This window comes from Psychrosphaera saromensis (assembly GCF_002954545.1).
GTDB lineage: Bacteria > Pseudomonadota > Gammaproteobacteria > Enterobacterales > Alteromonadaceae > Psychrosphaera > Psychrosphaera saromensis.
The window spans coordinates 3,439,592-3,458,079 of sequence record NZ_MSCH01000003.1 but is presented as its reverse complement, the minus strand read 5'-3'; the positions used below and the strand labels follow the sequence as shown (position 1 = coordinate 3,458,079).

At 38.1% G+C, this 18,488-nt stretch carries 17 protein-coding genes; 13 read left to right on the top strand and 4 right to left on the bottom strand.

Translation table 11 applies throughout. The features are described from left to right. Window positions 1-110 precede the first annotated feature (110 nt). Window positions 111-1,253 (top strand): molecular chaperone DnaJ, encoded by a 1,143-nt coding sequence (gene dnaJ / locus BTO11_RS15635; protein WP_105053472.1) that lies wholly within the window; start codon window positions 111-113, stop codon window positions 1,251-1,253. Between the two features lie 85 nt (window positions 1,254-1,338). Here the strand turns inward: dnaJ and BTO11_RS15630 are convergent, their stop codons facing one another. Continuing rightward, window positions 1,339-2,229, bottom strand: coding sequence for an FAD:protein FMN transferase (locus BTO11_RS15630; RefSeq protein ID WP_105053471.1), 891 nt, complete (start codon window positions 2,227-2,229; stop codon window positions 1,339-1,341). Window positions 2,230-2,537: 308 nt separating this feature from the next. Here BTO11_RS15630 and BTO11_RS15625 point away from each other — a divergent pair, with 308 nt between their 5' ends. The 3 genes from BTO11_RS15625 (at window position 2,538) to BTO11_RS15615 (ending at window position 6,895) form a co-directional block, all read left to right on the top strand. Next, window positions 2,538-5,552, top strand: a complete 3,015-nt coding sequence (locus BTO11_RS15625; RefSeq protein ID WP_105053470.1) for a DUF748 domain-containing protein — start codon at window positions 2,538-2,540, stop codon at window positions 5,550-5,552. A gap of 67 nt (window positions 5,553-5,619) precedes the next feature. Further along, on the top strand, window positions 5,620-6,582 hold the full coding sequence (locus tag BTO11_RS15620; protein WP_105053469.1) for a zinc transporter ZntB: 963 nt from the start codon (window positions 5,620-5,622) through the stop codon (window positions 6,580-6,582). A 49-nt stretch (window positions 6,583-6,631) separates the two neighbouring features. After that, window positions 6,632-6,895 (top strand): hypothetical protein, encoded by a 264-nt coding sequence (locus BTO11_RS15615; protein ID WP_105053468.1) that lies wholly within the window; start codon window positions 6,632-6,634, stop codon window positions 6,893-6,895. Window positions 6,896-7,010: 115 nt separating this feature from the next. Here the strand turns inward: BTO11_RS15615 and BTO11_RS15610 are convergent, their stop codons facing one another. Then, window positions 7,011-7,817 carry a peroxiredoxin family protein gene (locus BTO11_RS15610; protein WP_105053467.1) on the bottom strand — a complete coding sequence of 269 codons (807 nt, stop codon included), beginning with the start codon at window positions 7,815-7,817 and terminating at the stop codon, window positions 7,011-7,013. A 200-nt stretch (window positions 7,818-8,017) separates the two neighbouring features. Between BTO11_RS15610 and BTO11_RS15605 the strand changes: the two genes are divergently transcribed. Next, the gene (locus tag BTO11_RS15605) at window positions 8,018-8,377 is read left to right on the top strand and encodes a MerC domain-containing protein (RefSeq protein ID WP_105053466.1); all 360 of its coding nucleotides are present in this window, start codon (window positions 8,018-8,020) and stop codon (window positions 8,375-8,377) included. Between the two features lie 38 nt (window positions 8,378-8,415). Here BTO11_RS15605 and BTO11_RS15600 read toward each other — a convergent pair whose 3' ends face one another. Together BTO11_RS15600 and BTO11_RS15595 are read right to left on the bottom strand one after the other, a co-directional pair. After that, a complete protein-coding gene (locus BTO11_RS15600; RefSeq protein ID WP_219846479.1) occupies window positions 8,416-8,961 on the bottom strand; it encodes a DUF6702 family protein in 546 nt (181 codons plus the stop codon). A gap of 100 nt (window positions 8,962-9,061) precedes the next feature. After that, on the bottom strand, window positions 9,062-11,533 hold the full coding sequence (locus BTO11_RS15595; RefSeq protein WP_105053465.1) for a M1 family metallopeptidase: 2,472 nt from the start codon (window positions 11,531-11,533) through the stop codon (window positions 9,062-9,064). Between the two features lie 353 nt (window positions 11,534-11,886). Between BTO11_RS15595 and BTO11_RS15590 the strand changes: the two genes are divergently transcribed. The 8 genes from BTO11_RS15590 (at window position 11,887) to hscB (ending at window position 18,456) form a co-directional block, all read left to right on the top strand. After that, window positions 11,887-13,377 carry a serine hydrolase domain-containing protein gene (locus BTO11_RS15590; RefSeq protein WP_105053464.1) on the top strand — a complete coding sequence of 497 codons (1,491 nt, stop codon included), beginning with the start codon at window positions 11,887-11,889 and terminating at the stop codon, window positions 13,375-13,377. Window positions 13,378-13,537: 160 nt separating this feature from the next. Continuing rightward, window positions 13,538-14,257, top strand: coding sequence for a tRNA (cytosine(32)/uridine(32)-2'-O)-methyltransferase TrmJ (trmJ, locus tag BTO11_RS15585; protein WP_105053463.1), 720 nt, complete (start codon window positions 13,538-13,540; stop codon window positions 14,255-14,257). Between the two features lie 11 nt (window positions 14,258-14,268). Beyond that, a complete protein-coding gene (gene cysE / locus BTO11_RS15580; protein ID WP_105053462.1) occupies window positions 14,269-15,084 on the top strand; it encodes a serine O-acetyltransferase in 816 nt (271 codons plus the stop codon). Between the two features lie 145 nt (window positions 15,085-15,229). Then, on the top strand, window positions 15,230-15,703 hold the full coding sequence (gene iscR, locus BTO11_RS15575; RefSeq protein ID WP_105053461.1) for a Fe-S cluster assembly transcriptional regulator IscR: 474 nt from the start codon (window positions 15,230-15,232) through the stop codon (window positions 15,701-15,703). A gap of 63 nt (window positions 15,704-15,766) precedes the next feature. Continuing rightward, window positions 15,767-16,981 carry an IscS subfamily cysteine desulfurase gene (locus BTO11_RS15570; protein WP_105053460.1) on the top strand — a complete coding sequence of 405 codons (1,215 nt, stop codon included), beginning with the start codon at window positions 15,767-15,769 and terminating at the stop codon, window positions 16,979-16,981. 87 nt (window positions 16,982-17,068) lie between these two features. Beyond that, on the top strand, window positions 17,069-17,446 hold the full coding sequence (gene iscU / locus BTO11_RS15565) for a Fe-S cluster assembly scaffold IscU (protein ID WP_105053459.1): 378 nt from the start codon (window positions 17,069-17,071) through the stop codon (window positions 17,444-17,446). A 34-nt stretch (window positions 17,447-17,480) separates the two neighbouring features. Beyond that, the gene (gene iscA, locus BTO11_RS15560) at window positions 17,481-17,804 is read left to right on the top strand and encodes an iron-sulfur cluster assembly protein IscA (protein WP_105053458.1); all 324 of its coding nucleotides are present in this window, start codon (window positions 17,481-17,483) and stop codon (window positions 17,802-17,804) included. Window positions 17,805-17,937: 133 nt separating this feature from the next. Beyond that, the gene (hscB, locus tag BTO11_RS15555) at window positions 17,938-18,456 is read left to right on the top strand and encodes a co-chaperone HscB (RefSeq protein WP_105053457.1); all 519 of its coding nucleotides are present in this window, start codon (window positions 17,938-17,940) and stop codon (window positions 18,454-18,456) included. Window positions 18,457-18,488: the final 32 nt, after the last annotated feature.

The following is an 18,488-nucleotide window of genomic DNA, read 5'->3' as shown; positions in this document are numbered from 1 at the left end:
AAACCTATTAAATTTATTTTGGTTCACATTAAGTGATTAAAAAATAAAGATTTTATACTGGCGTACATTAGTACGCCTTTATTTGTTTTAAAAAAAGAGTTAATTTTAGTATGTCTAAACGCGATTATTACGAAGTTCTGGGTGTTGAAAAAAGCGCAACAGAACGAGAGATTAAAAAAGCATATAAGCGCTTGGCGATGAAATTTCACCCTGACCGCACTAAGGGTGATAAAGACTTAGAAGTTAAATTTAAAGAAGTCAAAGAAGCTTACGAAATATTGTCTGACGAAGATACTCGTCATAAATATGATCAACACGGACACGCTGCATTTGAGCACGGTCACGGCGGTGGTCATGGTGGATTTGGCGGCGGCGCTGACTATGGCGATGTTTTTGGCGATGTATTTGGCGATATCTTTGGTGGTGGAGGTCGTCGCGGTGGTGGCGGTCAACGTCAGCAACGTGGATCTGATTTACGTTACAGCTTAGAAATGACCTTAGAAGATGCAGTCCGTGGTAAAGAACTTGAAATCAAAGTTCCTACCTGGGTAACTTGTGAACCTTGTACTGGTTCAGGTGCTAATAAAGGTTCTAAAGCTAAAACATGTCACACTTGTCATGGCCAAGGCCAAGTACAAATGCGTCAAGGTTTCTTTGCTGTTCAGCAAACCTGTCCAACATGTAAAGGCAAAGGTCAGATAATTTCAGATCCTTGTAAATCATGTTATGGCGAAGGTCGTGTTGAAAAGACTAAAACCTTATCAGTTAAAATCCCAGCGGGTGTTGATACTGGCGACAGGATCAGACTAGCCGGTGAAGGTGAAGCAGGATTAAATGGTGCTGGTACAGGTGACTTATTTGTACAAGTGCACGTTAAAGATCATAAAATCTTTGACCGTGATGGTACCAATTTATACTGTGACGTTCCTATCGGCTTTACCACTGCAGCTTTAGGTGGCGAGATTGAAGTGCCAACGTTAGGCGGCAGAGCTAAGTTAAAAATTCCTTCTGAAACCCAATCAGGCAGAACGTTCCGTTTACGTGGTAAAGGTGTTAAGTCTGTTCGTGGTGGCCCAGTTGGTGACTTGCTATGTAAGGTTATTATTGAAACGCCAGTTAACTTAAACGACAAACAAAAAGATTTATTAAATCAATTTGAAGAAACTATGTCGGGTAAAACATCAAAAAATCGTCCAAAAGAACAAGGTTTCTTTGACGGCGTTAAAAAGTTTTTTGATGACTTAACCAGTTAAACTAAGCTTTCATAGATAAAATCAAAAAAACCGACATCATGTCGGTTTTTTTAATTGTGTAAAAGCGAATTTCAGTCCTTAGCAATCAATAGTGATTTACAACGTATTTGATACCTGTTTGTTTTTCTAAAAAGCTTTCCGTATCGTCACCTTTTAACAGTGCTAATGTCGCTATCGACCCCGCTTGAATACAGGTTTGTGCCGTAACCGTCACGGTTGAAACACTTTGCTTAATTGGCCAACCGGTTTTCGGGTTTAGAATATGGCTGTAGCGTTCACCGTCTATCATTACAAAACGATGTAAGTCGCCAGTCGTTGCCATTGCGCCTCTATCAAATTTAACTCTAAGTGGTTCTTGATTATGCCTTTCTATGTCAACGGTCCACTTTTCGCCATCACTTCTTTTTTGGCTGATCTCAATATCACCACCTATGTTGATCAATATAGAATGTTTAGGGGCAAGTTCACGACCAGCTTTAGCGATACAACTAACTGCATATTCTTTACCCATAGCGCCAAAATCAATTTCCATCCCTTGCGGTAAAGTAATTGAGTCTGGTTTAACGGTCATTTTTGTCCAGCCAACATAAGGTAAAACTCGGTCTATGGCTTCTTGTGTTGGTGTTACTAAATTTTCATCAAACGTCCACACTTGGCTTAATGCACCTGAGGTAATATCAAATAACCCATCGGATACGTCATAGAGTTCTTGGGCATATTTAAATAAATTGTAGGTTTCAGTATCAATTTTTACAGGATTACCGTTGGATACATTTATTTGAGTACAAACACTATCTAGTACATAACGTGATAGTTTTTGCTCCAGCCTTTGTACTTCTTTAATTGTATGTTTTATTAATTTTTGGTGCTGGGTTACATCATCACCTTCAATTAATAAATAACAAGGAGAGGCCATCGCCGTAAAAGCGACTTGTATATATCCCTCTTGCTGAGTTACCGATATTTGATTAGTCATAGACTAGGAGTACATCCTTAAAGCTAAATTATTTTGTTGTGTTTAAAACATTCACACAACTTTTCGTTAACTATAGATACTAATTCGGTGAGACACCAGAAACTAGGTGAAAAAGGTGAATAATTAAGTTGGCAAAATATAAGGTTAAAATTAATACTTTAAACATGGTAATCCAAAAATAATCACCTTATGATTAACAACAAATACTTAACCTTAATATTTGTTGTTGAAGGTTTGGTTATTCCTAACGCATTGTTTGCGATCGCAGTCGTATTAAGACTGAAATTTGAATTAAAAAAAGCTGAGTCATGTCGAAAATATATTCCCGTATTATTAAAGTAGTTCTTATCAGTTATCTTGTTATTAATGGCGCTATCTGGGGATTATCTCCAGTGTTAATAGATCATTATTTGTCTGAATTCTTAGCGAATAAAAATTTGCAACTGAGTGAAGAAACCAATATTCGTTATAACCCTTTTATTTCTGAGCTCCATATTAGTCAGTTAGAAATTTCAGAGATACAAGCGAGTGAAAATAACAGCTTAATGTCAATACCGTCAGGGACTATTGAAGTTGGTTTGTTTAAATTATTGGCGAATAGAGTTGTAATTGAAAAGTTAGAAATAGATGGCTTGCAAGCAGATGTAGATAAAATCCTAACTCAACTTGAATTATTAGCTCAAGAAGAAACATCTTCCACCCAAGCAACTACATCGACAGAGCCAACTACACCGACAGAGCCAACTTCACCGACAAAAGCAACTGAGCAGGCTGTTGCATCATCGACAGCAGAGCCATCTACAACAGAATCATCTACAGCAAAGGATGAAACTGGAAAAGACGCAAAGGTTGAAGACGAAGACGACAAAAGCTGGCTTAGTACTGCGGTACTTGAACTACCAAAACTGTCGATCAAAAACGCTACCCTGTTATTCACTCTGGTAGAAGATAAACAGAGTATTGAGCTTAACAGTTTAGTTATCTCTGACTTAGCATTTTCCCAACTGCAACAATCTGCGTCTGCTGATATCACTTTGCTTATAAACAAAGCTGTATTTGAGTTACATGCAAAGCTGAAACTGAATGAGGGTATTGGTAAATTTGAGTACGGAGTTAATCTGACTGAGCTGGACTTACAGCGTTTTAAATCAGCATTACTCACCCCGCTTAATGCACCTGAAGCTAGTACAATTACTGCTGTTACCTCTGAGACTAATACAGCTCAGCCTGTAAATGCATCGGTTAAGACGGATGAAACTAATACGGGTCAAACCAGCACAGCTGAAGCAAATACAGCACAAATAGACGCTGCACCAATAACAGCACCTATTAACAACGAGTTTAATGACATTACCGGCTTGCTATCATTGCAATTACAACAAGAAGTTGTATTTGACGACTCTGAAATATCATCTCAAGTACAAGGTATTAAATTACAGTTAACTGACTTTGCATTAATGCAAATAGGTATAGAAAATCGCAAGGTTGCTATAGCTGACTTACAATTTAAAGATGGTGCTATTGAGTTATCAACGCCACATTCACTGTTGTCGTTATTAAATCAAACAGAACAAACGGTCGCCAGTTTGCAACAAGGCCTGAGCTTACGTTCAAATATTGCCTTTGAACAAACGGATTTAGTCCTTGAACAAACCAGAGCTCAGCAAACCAGAACTGAACAAACAAGTGCTCAGCAAGTAACAACTGAGCAAAGCGAAGATAAAAAAGCTGAAAAAAGTGACCGTGGAAACGACAAAATTACCGAGTTATTTAAACTGGCAAAACTTAATATTCCAGATATCAGTACGGTAATAGAAAATGGTGAAAACTTTATTCAAAGCGATTTAATTGAGTTTCACAACGTAGTACTGGTTAATGACAAAGATGCCGAGCTTGTTAACAACACAACTGGCAACAATCAAGCCGAAAATAATCAAGTCGATAATAATAAAACTGAGCATAACAAAGCAGAGCAAGCGAAAGAATCGGAAGACCCTAAGTTTTCACCTTTATTAGAAATAGCCAAAATTAGCGTTGCGGATATACAAATAACCGATAATGGTGTGTTAGTAGCCAGTGTGGACATTAACAAAGTGAACTCGGCCATTAATAAACAGGCCAATGGCTCTGTGGTTCAGCTAAATGCATTACTTTCACCTGCGCCTAAAACAAATGAAACGTCTCAAGGTGCAGCAAGCGATGCGACAAAAAATTCACCAGCAGCTAAAGCCAACACAAAGGTGACGTCAACCGATACAAAACAGGATAAGAGCCTAGAAGATAAAACCAGCGAGCAAGAAAATCCATTTCGCTTTTATGTTGGCAAAATAAGTTTGTCAGATGATTTGATTTTAGCGGTAACGGATCGTTCAGTATCACCAAGTTATAGCAATCACATTAGAGTCTCGACTTTTACATTAGAGCCAATTGATAGCGAAAAGCCAAGTGTAACCACAAAAGTGAAGGTCGCTGGAGCGTTTGACCAATACTCAAGATTTAGTATTAATGCTGATGTAGAGCCATTTAAAAAAGATAAATACGTTAAAGCGGATATTACCGTGAGCGAGTTTGATTTATCGACAACGACGGCGTACGTACAACAGTTTATGGCAATTGAAAGTGGTCATTTAAGCACCGTTAGTAACTTTGTGATCAACGGTGAACACATCAATGGTAACGCGCGTCTTAACTTATCACGTGTTGAGTTAACCGAATCGTTTGATTATGACAGTTCGACAATGGTGGACTCTTTTATTCCTGTGAACGTTGCTTTGTCTATGTTAAAAGACGGCGACGGTAATATTGAATTAGACGTACCGATTGATGGCGACTTAAATTCGCCAGACTTTAGACTAAGCGGCTTTATGTCGTTATTGGTTCAACGCGCCACTATGTCTGCCACCAAAGAATACTTAATGAATGCCTTTGTGCCTTACGCCAGTATTATTCAAATTGGCATGCAAGCAGGGGAGTTTATTCTTAAAGTTAGATTTCAAGACCTGATATTAACCACTGGCGAAGACGAAATACCAGAATCTGCTAGCGAGTTTCTAAACGAATTTTCAGCTTTAATGCTAGACAAAGAAGACACTCAAATTACCGTATGCGCCTTGTCCACTAAATCTGACATTGGTATTGAAAGTACGCAGAAGTTAACCGTAAACCAATTAGATAAATTGAATCAGTTGTCATTGAAAAGAATGAAAAACTTTAAAGACTTAATGGTTGATGAACATAAGATTAAAAGTTCCAGGTTGTTATTGTGTGCACCAAGAGTCGACAACGACAAAGGCGCAAAGCCTAGATTAACTTTTTCCAATTAATAAGCGCAGGTAAACCAATTTTATAAGGTTTATCTGTGACACCTGCTATTTCTCAGGAGCAAAGCTGATGCAGCCTAAAAAATTTGTACATGGTTATTATTTTGATGAAGAACCATCAAGTAATCGTGTTACCGAACTAGACGAATTAAATACCGACAAACCTTATTGGCTTCATTTTGATTATGAACTTGAAGCAACGGACATTTGGTTAAATGAGAAAAGTGGATTAAACCAAGTCGTTATAGACGCGTTATTACATGATGAAACTCGCCCAAGAGCATCTGTGTTTCATGATGGTATCCTTATCTCGTTACGTGGTGTTAACTTAGCGGCTAACAGCAATCCAGAAGATATGGTTTCTATTCGTCTATGGTTTGGTAAAGATAGGGTGATCAGTACTCGCCACAGAACCTTATTGTCGGTTAGAGATATAGCCGCAGACTTTGATGCTGGGGAAGGGCCTGCCACACCAGCTCAATTTGTCAGTATTTTAACCGGGCGACTAATCATTAGAATGGCCGAGACGATTGAAGAGATTGAAGATAAAGTCTCTGAAATTGAAGAGTCAATTTTAATGTCTAGCAATTATGGCTTGCGTAATGAACTGTCTGATTGTCGCCGCCAAATTATCTCACTGCGTCGTTACCTATCGCCGCAACGTGAAGCTATGCAGCAGCTGCTAAGTGAAAAAGTAACCCTGTTCAGTACAGACGAAAGAATTCAGTTAAGGGAAGCAACGGATCACCTGATCAGATTTATTGAAGATTTAGACTCAATCAAAGACAGAGCGACCGTAAGCCAAGAAGAATTAAGTAATCGCTTAGCAGAGCAAATGAATGGCCGCATGTACGTGTTATCCATCGTAGCTGCCATATTCTTACCGCTTGGCTTCTTTACCGGCTTGTTAGGGGTAAATGTTGGCGGAATACCTGGCTCAGACAACCCCTATGCTTTTGGCCTGTTCAGCTTTATGCTCGTCGTGGTCGTTTCACTGCAAGTTTGGGTGTTTAAAAAGAATAAATGGTTTTAACATAAATTAAATTTTAACCCTGTATTTGATTAGTAAATAAAGGCATTTTATGGAATTTAAAATTTGGTATGCCGTCGTGGCAGGTATTGTTTTGATGAATTTAATTGTGACTATCTTCTTATTAACAAGAAATGATTTGGAACCTTTCCAAAAAGGAGCTCAAATATTTATAGTTTGGTTAATTCCTGTCATTGCCGGAATTGGAATATGGCAATTCCATCGTAGCCAAGATCGTCCATTAGCTAGAAAGAAAAAAGGTTCATCGTTAAGTAATGGTGAAGGTTATTCGTCTGCTGGAGGCGGCGGAGACTAATAGTTAAAAAGAACACAAAAAAGCCAACATAAGTTGGCTTTTTTATCTAAGGTCAAACAATGAAATAGCTAAATCAGTCAGGTTTTAACTATCTTGTTGCATAAAGGCGATGTATTTATTCAGGTGCATCGGTTTTGTTAAAGTGTGATACAACCGCACCCATTATCGCTTCTTCGCTTGCTCTTAAACGGTAATCATCTGATTGATCTATCCACACAATTTTACCATTTTTATCAATCAGTATTGATGTTGGAATTGCCATCGCTTTAAAGCGCATTTTCCAAGGTAATGGCATTGCGATACCACAAATACTAATCGTATCAGCCGCTGTTGCGCCAAGGCCTTTATGATGTTCTACACCATACTGTTTGATAATGGCTAGCTCAGGATCTGATATTAGTGTGTGGCTTATATTATCGCGTTCTAAATGAAGCTTTTGCTCTTCAGTCGAATCATTCGACAAAGCAATGATCTGTACGCCGTATTCATTTAACTTAGGCTTTAATGCTTCAAACATAGCTAACTCTGCCGAGCAGTATGGACACCAAGAACCTCGGTAGAATTTCAATAAAGTACGCTTGCCAATTAATGACTCAGAATCAAATTCATTGGTTTTAAAAGGAATGAATGTATCTCCCACTTTGACTTTTATGTCGCCAATTGGAGTCGCTTTAGTTGCTAAAAAATAAGCAAAGATGGCTGATGTTGATAAGGTATTAATTGTAAAAAGCAAAACTAATATTGTGTTTAGATCTAACTGATAGTGGAGCGTTACCAAAGACCAAATAGATAGTGCCGAACCTACAAGCATTGCACTTTTTAGCAATATTGGGTTTTTAGGTGTTTGATTTTGCTTTAGCTTAGAAAAGTAGTGGACCAATGCCACAACCAAAATTAAGAAGCCAATAGTTGAATAGATCATATTTGTTAACCTTTTTATACCGATTGGTAAGAATTGTATCGATTGATAAGTTAAAGTCAATGGATTTAATAGGAATTATTATATGGTGCAGCTTGGCGATGGTTATTTATGAATTTACTTACTTTTACATAATTAAAAAGTAGCGCTTAAAAATGTAATGTTATATTATATCAATTCTTCATTTTTGAGTTGGAACTATAATGCGTGATGTATTGGGTGCATGGCTATCAGTCTTATGTATGATCCACTGTTTTTTACCTATATTATTATTGGCATTTGGCGCAAGCTTAGGATTGAGTCATTTTGCTGAGTCTATCCATGAAGAGTGGATGCATGCTGCGTTGTTAACGCCTATTATTTTAATTCTAGCGTATAGCTTGCCTAAGGCATACAAAGCACACCATAATCGTAATCCAGCAATATTAGCCGTTCTAGGTGTTATTACTTTAACTATTGCTATCTCAATTGGCGATACAACAGAAACGGTATTAACGATTATCGGTAGTGTTTTTGTCATCAGTGCGCATTTAATTAATCGTAAAAAATTAAAGTCAGCTTAAACCCTTTTAATATTCAGGTTCTAAACATTCGCGCTGTATTATTCAGCCGCCTGGTTTAATTCAGTAGATAACCAAGAATCAGAACCTGAAAAGCTTAACGTAATTACTTCATTTAGCCCTTCAATGTTTACTACATTAAACTGTTCAGTCCATATATCACGTAGTGAATCGTCACGTATGTGTAATTGAGTTAAACCTTCAGGTTGCTTTATCTCTTGGTATACCCAAAAGTAACCTGCGTCATTTTGAAATCCCACTAAATCTAGCTCTATGTCTTTACCGTTTTGGTCTTTTAAAGCAAAGCGTTGAGTGACATAAGTGGCAAATTCTTTTTGTGTTTCAGGATTTGCAATAATATCGGCTTTTTTATCAAATATTTCCCACACAGCTTCTTCCGCATCATGCAGATAAAATCTATGCATAACTTCTAGGTTCTTAGTACGTTCATTAAATAAAATAACAGTAAACGCTGTTTTTAATTTATGGGCACTTTGTTGTTTAGTAGTGGCTTGCTGGCTGAAAGTAGGACAGCTAAAAATAGCCGTTAGTACTAACAGTGAAATAAAACATAGTCGATTAAACATAAGTGTTCTCATATAAAAAATGCCCGAATTAGCTCGGGCATTTTATTTAAAATCAATAACGAAAAGAAGTACTAATTAAGATTTGTTGATCTTATTTAGATTAATCTTCTTTCTTGTCATCTTTTTTGTCTTCGTCAGTTTTTAGCTTAGTAGTGATCTCATGCATGATGTCACGACGAGTACTATTTTTGCCTGAACTACGTTTTGCTTTATACGCTTCAACACGTGAAGGAATAATACGACGAGGGTAGATATTATTTTCGTTGTCTACATCAGCCGTTTCCCACGTAGGGTCAACAACAACGCTTACAAGCTCTTTCTCTGTCACAACTAAACGCTTAACGGCTTTAGGAGTACGACGCCAGATTTCAGCAGGGATATATTGGTCTTCCACTGTTCCGTCTGCATAAGTAAGTTGCAGAAGGATAGGCATAACCAAGCCACCTTTGTTTGAGAAATCAATTACGTAGTAATTTTTGTTTTCTTCAATAGCGCGTTCAAATACACGTTTTTCCCAAGGCTTAAGACCTTTAAGGAATTTGTTGTAAGAGTTTCTGTCTTTATTTGTAACCGTGAAACGGTCGTTTTCGTCATAAAAGTCAGTTACATCTTTGTTAGATTCAACCCAAGACTTTTTACCTTCAGCTTTGTTTTGAGAAACAAAAGCAGGCATAGGCTTGTCGTTTTCGATATCACGGAAACGAGGGAAGTCGATATCAGGATTTTTAGAATCTAATTCCATTTTATGAACTGCATCTACAGAAATATCAACGTGATCGGTTGTGTAGAACCAGCCATGCCAGAACCAATCTAAGTCAACACCAGATGCTTCTTCCATTGTACGGAAGAAATCAGATGGAGTAGGGCGTTTAAATTTCCAACGTTGTGCATATTCTTTAAATGCAAAGTCGAATAATTCACGACCAAGAACAACTTCACGAAGAATATTTAATGCGCTAGCTGGTTTTGAGTAAGCGTTAGGACCTAGTTTTAATACGCTGTCAGACTGAGTCATGATAGGAACCTGAACGTTACCTTTCATGTAATCAGTGATATAACGTGGTTCAACACCCCAAGGAATAGTTTCATCCCACTCACGACATGCAATTGCGTCTAGGAAGCTGTTTAAGCCTTCATCCATCCAAGTCCATTGACGCTCATCAGAGTTAACTGTCATTGGGAAATAAATGTGACCCACTTCGTGAATAACAACACCAATTAAGAATATTTTTTCAGCTTGAGTATAAGTACGAGTACCGTCATCTTGCAGTTTTGTTCTTGGGCCGTTAAAGGTGATCATTGGATATTCCATGCCGCCTACAGGTCCATTTACAGACTGTGCAGTTGGGTATGGGTAATCAAAAGAATAACGAGAGTAAACTTCCATAGTGTGAACGATTGCTTCAGTAGAGTATTTCTCCCATAACTCACCACCTTCTTTAGGGTAGAAAGACATAGCCATTACGAATGGTCTATCTTTTCCACCTTGCTTGTAACCTTTTGCATCCCATGCAAATTTACGAGATGAAGCCCAAGCAAAGTCACGTACGTTTTTCGCTTCAAATTTCCACGTTTTAAGTTTTGTTGTCGCTGTTTTTTCTTTTTCTAACGCTTCTTCAGGCGTTACAACAAATACAGGACGTTTAGCACTTTCTGCTTTTTCTAAGCGTTTACGCTGTGTACTTGTTAGTACATCTTTAGGGTTATCCAATTCACCAGTTGCAGAAACAATGTGATCTGCTGGAACGGTAATTTCAACGTTGTAATCACCAAATTCTAATGTGAATTCACCACGACCAAGAAATTCTTTGTTATGCCAACCTTCATAGTCAGTATAAGCGTGTAAACGCGGGAACCACTGAGCTAATAAGAAGATGTCGTTGCCACCTTTGCGCGCATCATCAGGAAAATGCTCATAACCAGAACGAGCTGATACTGCATCTTCTTCAACAATGTTAAAACCAAACTTCATGTTGAAAGTAACCGATTTACCTGGTTTTAATGGCGTATTTAAATCTATACGTAAGTTAGTGCCTACTACAGTTGATTTTAATGTTCTACCACTATCATCTTTTACTGTTAGTACGTCATAACCTAGTTCGTTATCTTCTAGGAATTGTTGACGACGTAACTCACCTAAGCTTAATTTAGCTGGTTTGCCATTACCCCCCGCAGATGCTGCAGGACCACGACGACCGATACCACCAAAAGAATTACCCGCTTCAGCAATTGAGTCAGCGTGATATTTATTTTGTTCTAACTGTAACCAAAGGTATTTAAGAGTGTGAGGAGAGTTATTTTTATAATCAATTGTTTGCGATGCATCTAGTCGACGTTTCTTTTCATCAAGTTTTACTTTGATTTTGTAATCGACTTGTTGCTGCCAATAATTCTCACCTGGCTCACCAGCTGCATTTCTATATACATTTGGTGTAGGAAGGATTTCGTCTAATTGACGGAATTTATCTTCAAAGTCACCTTTAGTTTGTTTTACTGCACTCGCATTTGCAGTCGCACTTACGGCCATTGCAAATACTAATGTCAGCAAGCGTCGAAGGTTATGGTTTTTCATAGACATGTTCCAAGCTATTTTATAATTATGGGTGTGTAAATTAATATGAATTAAAGTCCTTGTATTCATACCAATTTTAACTCAATAGACTATCAAATAAAGTGTTTGAATGGTAATTCTTTGTCGTATATATAAAGTCATTCATCGTATTGAAACACTGACAATGTAAGAGCTAAATTGGTGCAGTTTAAGTTTTGAGGGAACATCATCAGTTATTGCTTAATTAATAAACTGGTTAATGTTAGAAAATTTGCATAAATTATTGTTTTTGTTTAGTTTGTTGTTTACTTCGTTTAACGTGCGTTTAATTGTTTTAAATTGTGTTAATTAAATATTGATTAGGTTTTTTAAATATGAAAAAAATACTGTATACGGTTGTGGTTTTAACCGTACTCCTGTTTGCTGCGGCACCATCAATACTTGGATTTTCGTTATTAAATATAGGTCACGCGATAAGTGTAAGCACGGCACTTAGTGCTAAATTGGGCTGTTCAAGCTACTTTATTTCTGGCTTTAGTAAAGAGCAAACAATAACCGATTTAGCTTCATACTCACCTGTGGTCAATATGGTCAATATGCAATACGAAGGTACTGCTAAGCGTGATGAAGTAAACCCATACCAATTTAATTCTTATGGATCTCTACACTACAAATCACAAAACAAATCGTTAGACGATGAATCTACTGAAGAACCATCAGAGCAAGTGTCACTGAAACGTGTTACTGCCGACTTATTTGGCATAGCTAAAACGTCAGCAACTTACCGTGAGGGTTTAGGTTGTACCATTGACACCGAAACAACGGCTAAATTAGATAACATTATTGTCGAAGATATAAATCACTCAGAATTTGAAGAATGGCCATTAGGTGATCAATCAAGTTATGACGCGCCGTTAATCCAAGAAACGTTAGACAGTATGGTTCGAGCCGACAATGAAAGAGGCTACAATACTCGCGCTATGATAGTGGTAAAGGATGGACATTTATTAGCTGAGTCGTATGGCCCTCATGTGACAAAAGATACACCGTTATTGGGTTGGTCAATGGCGAAAAGTTTAACTGCTATTATCTTAGGTCATTTAGAATACACCAAAGTAACTGAACGTAACCCAACAAACTTATTCAGCCAATGGCAAAATGATGGCAGGTCAAAATTAACCTTACAACAATTAATGCAAATGAGTTCAGGGTTAGAGTTTGATGAAACTTATGCCCCCGGCAGCGATGCAACTCGCATGTTATTTACCGCACCAAGTGCCTCTGATATTGCGATAGTTAGCCCGTTAGCTCACAAACCGGGAACTGTATTTTCTTATTCGTCAGGAACGGCCAACTTATTATCTCGTTTTACTCACGAAACCCTGGGCAATGATACTCAACTAAGCGTTGACTATTTATTTGAAGAAATATTCAAACCGTTAGGCATGGCTAATAGCGTATTTGAAGCGGACTCAACCGGAGTGTTTGTTGGCAGTTCATACGTTTATTCATCTGGTCGTGACTGGGCAAGACTTGGCCTGTTAATGTTGAACCAAGGTGAAATTAATGGTCAGCGCTTATTAAGTAAAGATTGGGTACAAAGGGCAACAACGGTTAACTCAAGTAACAACGACAAACGTTATGGTTATCAGTTTTGGCTTAACTCGGCTGGTAATACGACTAATACCAACAATAAATTACGTTGGCCAGAATTACCAAGTGATGCTTATGCCATGCTGGGAAATCGTCAACAATCGGTCATGATCATTCCATCTTCCAACTTAGTATTTGTACGTTTAGGTTGGACTGCTGGCGATTACCCAATGGCAAGTAACTACAGCGCTTTGTTAGATATCACCCATTAATTTACTGTTTCTGTTGTCCATATTTTTATAATTCCCATGCTGCTTATATTTAAAGGTAGGGAATTATTCAATTTTGTATTAGCAACAAACGGAATATTCCTTAATACGTATTAGTGTTTGTGCTAATATCTTGCCAAATTTTGTGGCAAGAAATCTAAAAATGTTAGAAAACGTAAAAATTGTACTAGTTAATACCTCACACACTGGAAATATCGGCTCTGCTGCCAGAGCAATGAAAACAATGGGCTTGTCTAATTTAGTCCTAGTTGATCCAGTGCAACCACCAGATAGTCATTCTTCAGCATTAGCTGCTGGGGCAACTGATATTTTAGGCAATGCTAAGATTGTATCTACCTTGGCAGAAGCCATTGCGGATTGTGAATTATCAATCGCCGCAAGTGCGCGTTCTCGTACGTTATCTTGGCCTATGGTTGACCCAAGAGAATGTGGCGCAAAAGTGGTAAGTGAAGGCAAAAAACATAAAGTTGCTTTAGTGTTTGGTCGTGAAAATTCAGGACTAACCAATGAAGAATTACAACAGTGCCAGTTCCACGTACATATTCCAGCAAATCCAGATTATTCTTCGTTAAATCTTGCTATGGCGGTTCAAACGTTAAGTTATGAAGTGCGCATGCAGTTCTTGGAACAACAAGATAAAAAAGATGAAGTCATTGAAACGGACTACCCAACTGGCGAACAGTTAGAAGGGTTTTATACTCATTTAGAAGAGTCCTTAATGCATACTGGCTTTATGATCAAACAGCATCCAGGCCAAGTAATACCTAAGTTACGTCGTTTATTTAATCGTGCTCGTCCAGATTCACACGAACTGAATATCTTACGTGGCATATTAACTTCAATTACCAAAACCAATAAATAGAGTTAGTACGAATGTTTGAACGTATAAAAGAAGACATAGCGAGTGTTTACAGTCGTGACCCTGCAGCCCGTGGCAATATTGAGATTTTTCTTAATTACCCAGGTCTTCATGCAATTTGGTTTCAGCGTTTAGCACATAAGCTTTGGCTTAAAAATTGGAAATCTACCGCTCGCTTTATTTCTACTATTACACGTTGGTTAACTGGAGTAGAAATACATCCGGGCGCGACAATCGGTCGTCGATTTTTTATCGACCACGGTATGGGCGTTGTAATTGGTGAAACCGCCGAAATCGGTGATGACGTTACTCTTTATCATGGTGTTACTTTAGGTGGCACAAGTTGGAATGGCGGTAAACGTCACCCAACATTAGCTAACGGTGTTGTCGTTGGTGCCGGCGCTCAAATTCTAGGGCCTATCTTAATTGGCGCGAACTCCAGAATTGGTTCAAATTCTGTCGTCGTCAAAGAAGTGCCAGAAAATGCAACGGTTATCGGTATTCCAGGTCGTGTCGTGGTTAATAAACAAGACAAAGAAACCAGCGATAAACGTACTGAAATAGCCAAAAAATATGGTTTTGATGCTTACGCTGTGTCGTACGATAATCCAGATCCTGTGGCTAATGCCATCGGCAGAATGTTAGATCATATTTCTATAATGGACGAAAAATTAAGTACCGTTTGTTCAGAAATGAACAAGATGGGTTCAGACATTTGTCGAAAAAATTTACCAGATATTGGAATTGAGGAAGAAGAGTTTGTAGCTGCGGGTAAAAAGGCAGCTAAAAAACGTGTTGCAAATATGACTTCGTTCGACCCTGAAATATAAAAGTTGTGCTAAAAAACACATACCCGACTAATTTACTCGGGTATTATTACTTGACTAATTTAGTCAGGATTGTAAAATGCCCGACATAAGATATTTGTATCTAACTACTTCCATTTAATTCACCCATTTTACATGAGGTCTGGTAATGAAACTAACATCTAAAGGTCGATATGCAGTAACTGCAATGTTAGATGTATCTTTGCATACAGATGCAGGTCCAGTTCCATTAACCGATATTTCAGAGCGCCAAGGTATTTCACTTTCTTATTTAGAACAGTTGTTTGCCAAATTACGTAAACACGAATTAGTAAGTAGTGTACGTGGCCCAGGTGGTGGATACTTTTTAGCTAGAGATGCAAACGAAATTTCAATCCGAGCAGTTATCGCTGCCGTTGATGAAAGTGTTGACGCAACTAAGTGTCAAGGCAAGGGAAATTGTCAAAACGGTACTACGTGTTTAACTCACCATTTATGGACTGATTTAAGTGAACGTATTGAAAGCTTTTTAAGCGAGATTAGTTTGGGCGAATTGGTTGAGCGTAATAACGTTCAAGACATCGCCAAACGACAAGATAAAATCTGTTCGACTAATGAACAGTTAACCGTGAATAACATATAAATATTTAAAGAATTTGTTTCGCTTGATAAAATTTGAGCGCAATTATTATACGTGGAGAAATTAATGAAATTACCAATTTACCTAGATTACGCGGCAACAACGCCTGTTGACCCTCGTGTAGCTGAGGAAATGATGAAGTGTCTGACTATGGATGGCACGTTTGGTAATCCGGCTTCTCGTTCTCACCGTTACGGTTGGCAAGCAGAAGAGCTAATTGATATAGCTCGTAACAACATTGCCGAATTAGTTAATGCTGACCCTCGTGAAATCGTATTTACATCTGGTGCAACTGAATCAAATAACCTAGCAATAAAAGGCGCTGCAAACTTTTATTCTAAAAAAGGTAAGCACATCATCACGGCTCAAACTGAGCATAAAGCGGTTTTAGATACTTGTCGTGAATTAGAACGTCAAGGTTTTGAAGTAACGTATTTGAACGTGTTACCAAATGGTCTTGTTGACTTAAACGTATTAGAAGCAGCAATGCGTGATGACACAGTGTTAGTTAGCATCATGCATGTTAATAACGAAATTGGTGTTATCCAAGATATCGCTAAAATCGGTGAATTGTGTCGTGCACGTAAAATTGTATTCCATGTAGATGCAGCGCAAAGTGCAGGTAAAACACCAATTGACCTTAGAGAGTTAAAAGTAGACTTAATGTCTTTCTCTGCTCATAAAATTTATGGTCCTAAAGGTATCGGCGCATTATATGTAAGCCGTAAGCCTCGCATTCGTTTAGAAGCACAAATGCACGGTGGCGGTCATGAACGTGGTTTCCGTTCTGGTACACTTCCAGTACATCAAATTGTTGGTATGGGTGAAGCATTCCGTATCGCAAAAGAAGACATGGCAAAAGATACTAAGCACATTGAAGCATTACGCGCTCGTCTATGGGAAGGCGTAAAACACATTGAAGAAACTTATATAAATGGTGACATGGAACATCGTGTACCAGGTATCTTTAACGTTAGCTTTAACTTTGTTGAAGGCGAAAGCTTGATAATGGCATTAAAAGACATGGCAGTATCGTCTGGTTCTGCATGTACATCAGCTAGCTTAGAGCCATCTTATGTATTACGCGCATTAGGCTTAACTGATGAACTAGCTCATAGTTCAATCCGTTTCAGCATAGGTCGTTTTACAACGGAAGAAGAAATTGATCACGTAATTGGTCAAGTAAATAATTCAATAGATAAACTTCGTGAAATGTCTCCTTTATGGGAAATGTTTAAAGACGGTGTTGACCTAAGTACGATTGAGTGGGAAGCCCACTAGTACACAAGATAATAGTATGCAGCGCTACATAAGTACGCTGCAAGCCTGTACATTTATACTAACCGATAAACGGTTAAGGAGCTTCAAATGGCTTATAGTGAAAAAGTAATAGATCATTACGAAAACCCTCGTAACGTTGGTTCTTTTGATAAGAATGACCCAACAATTGCAACCGGTATGGTTGGCGCGCCAGCATGTGGTGACGTTATGAAACTTCAATTAAAGATCAACGAAAGTGGCATAATTGAAGACGCTAAATTTAAAACTTACGGTTGTGGCTCTGCCATCGCTTCTTCATCGCTTGTAACTGAGTGGGTGAAAGGTAAGTCAATCGAAGAAGCGCAAAAGTTAAGTAATACTTTAATCGCAGAAGAGTTAGCGTTACCACCAGTAAAAATTCACTGTTCTATTTTGGCAGAAGACGCCATTAAAGCAGCGATTGAAGATTATAAATCAAAAAAGTAATTAACTGACTAGTTTGGTTTGGGAGTAGTTGTAGATGGCCATCAGTTTAACTGACGCGGCAGCAAATCGCGTTAGAACGTTTATAGAAAATCGTGGTAAAGGTTTAGGGTTAAGACTTGGGGTGAAAACCACAGGTTGCTCTGGCTTAGCCTATGTTCTTGAGTTCGTTGATGAACTAGAAGAAGGCGATAGCGTGTTTGAGCATCAAGACGTTAAAGTGATTGTTGATGCTAAAAGTCTGGTTTATTTAGACGGCACTCAACTCGATTTTGTTAAAAATGGCTTAAACGAAGGGTTTGAATTTACTAATCCAAATCAAAAAGACGAATGCGGTTGTGGTGAAAGCTTTACTGTTTAAATAAAGCTTCACTGTATAAGCGCATCGTTTTTCGACCAAAGTCTTCGGACTAGGTTAAATTACTATTTTGTTAAGGCCATGAACTATTCGTGGCCTTATCTGTTTCTGATAGACCAAATTCAAAGGACTATAAATGCGATTTTTTGACTTGTTTGAATTACCAGTTAGCTTTCAAATTGATAACGACTTGCTGCTGGAGCGATACCGCGAAATTCAAAAAAAAGTGCATCCAGATAACCACGCTAACGCTTCAGAAAACGAAAAGTTATTGTCGGTACAAAGAGCCGCAGAAGTAAACGATGCTTACGAAACACTAAAAAAACCATTAAATCGTGCAGAGTATATGGTGTCAGAACATGGTTTTGACGTCCGTCATGAACAACACACTATTCGTGATGGTATGTTCTTGATGCAGCAAATGGAATTACGTGAAGAGTTAGAAGAAATAGAGTCAGCCTCAGATGTCGAAGCGGCATTTGACCGTTTTTATGCTGACATCAAAAAGTTAATGGATGAATTCACAGAAAAATTTGAATCTGAATTTAAGCAAGCCTCTTACGAGTCAGCTGCCGATGCAGTGCGAAAATTAAGATTTATCTACAAACTAAAAGACGAAGCACAACAGCTAGAAGAAAAACTTCTCGACTTTTAATTTGACTGTTCGTTATAAGAGCAAAAATAAGA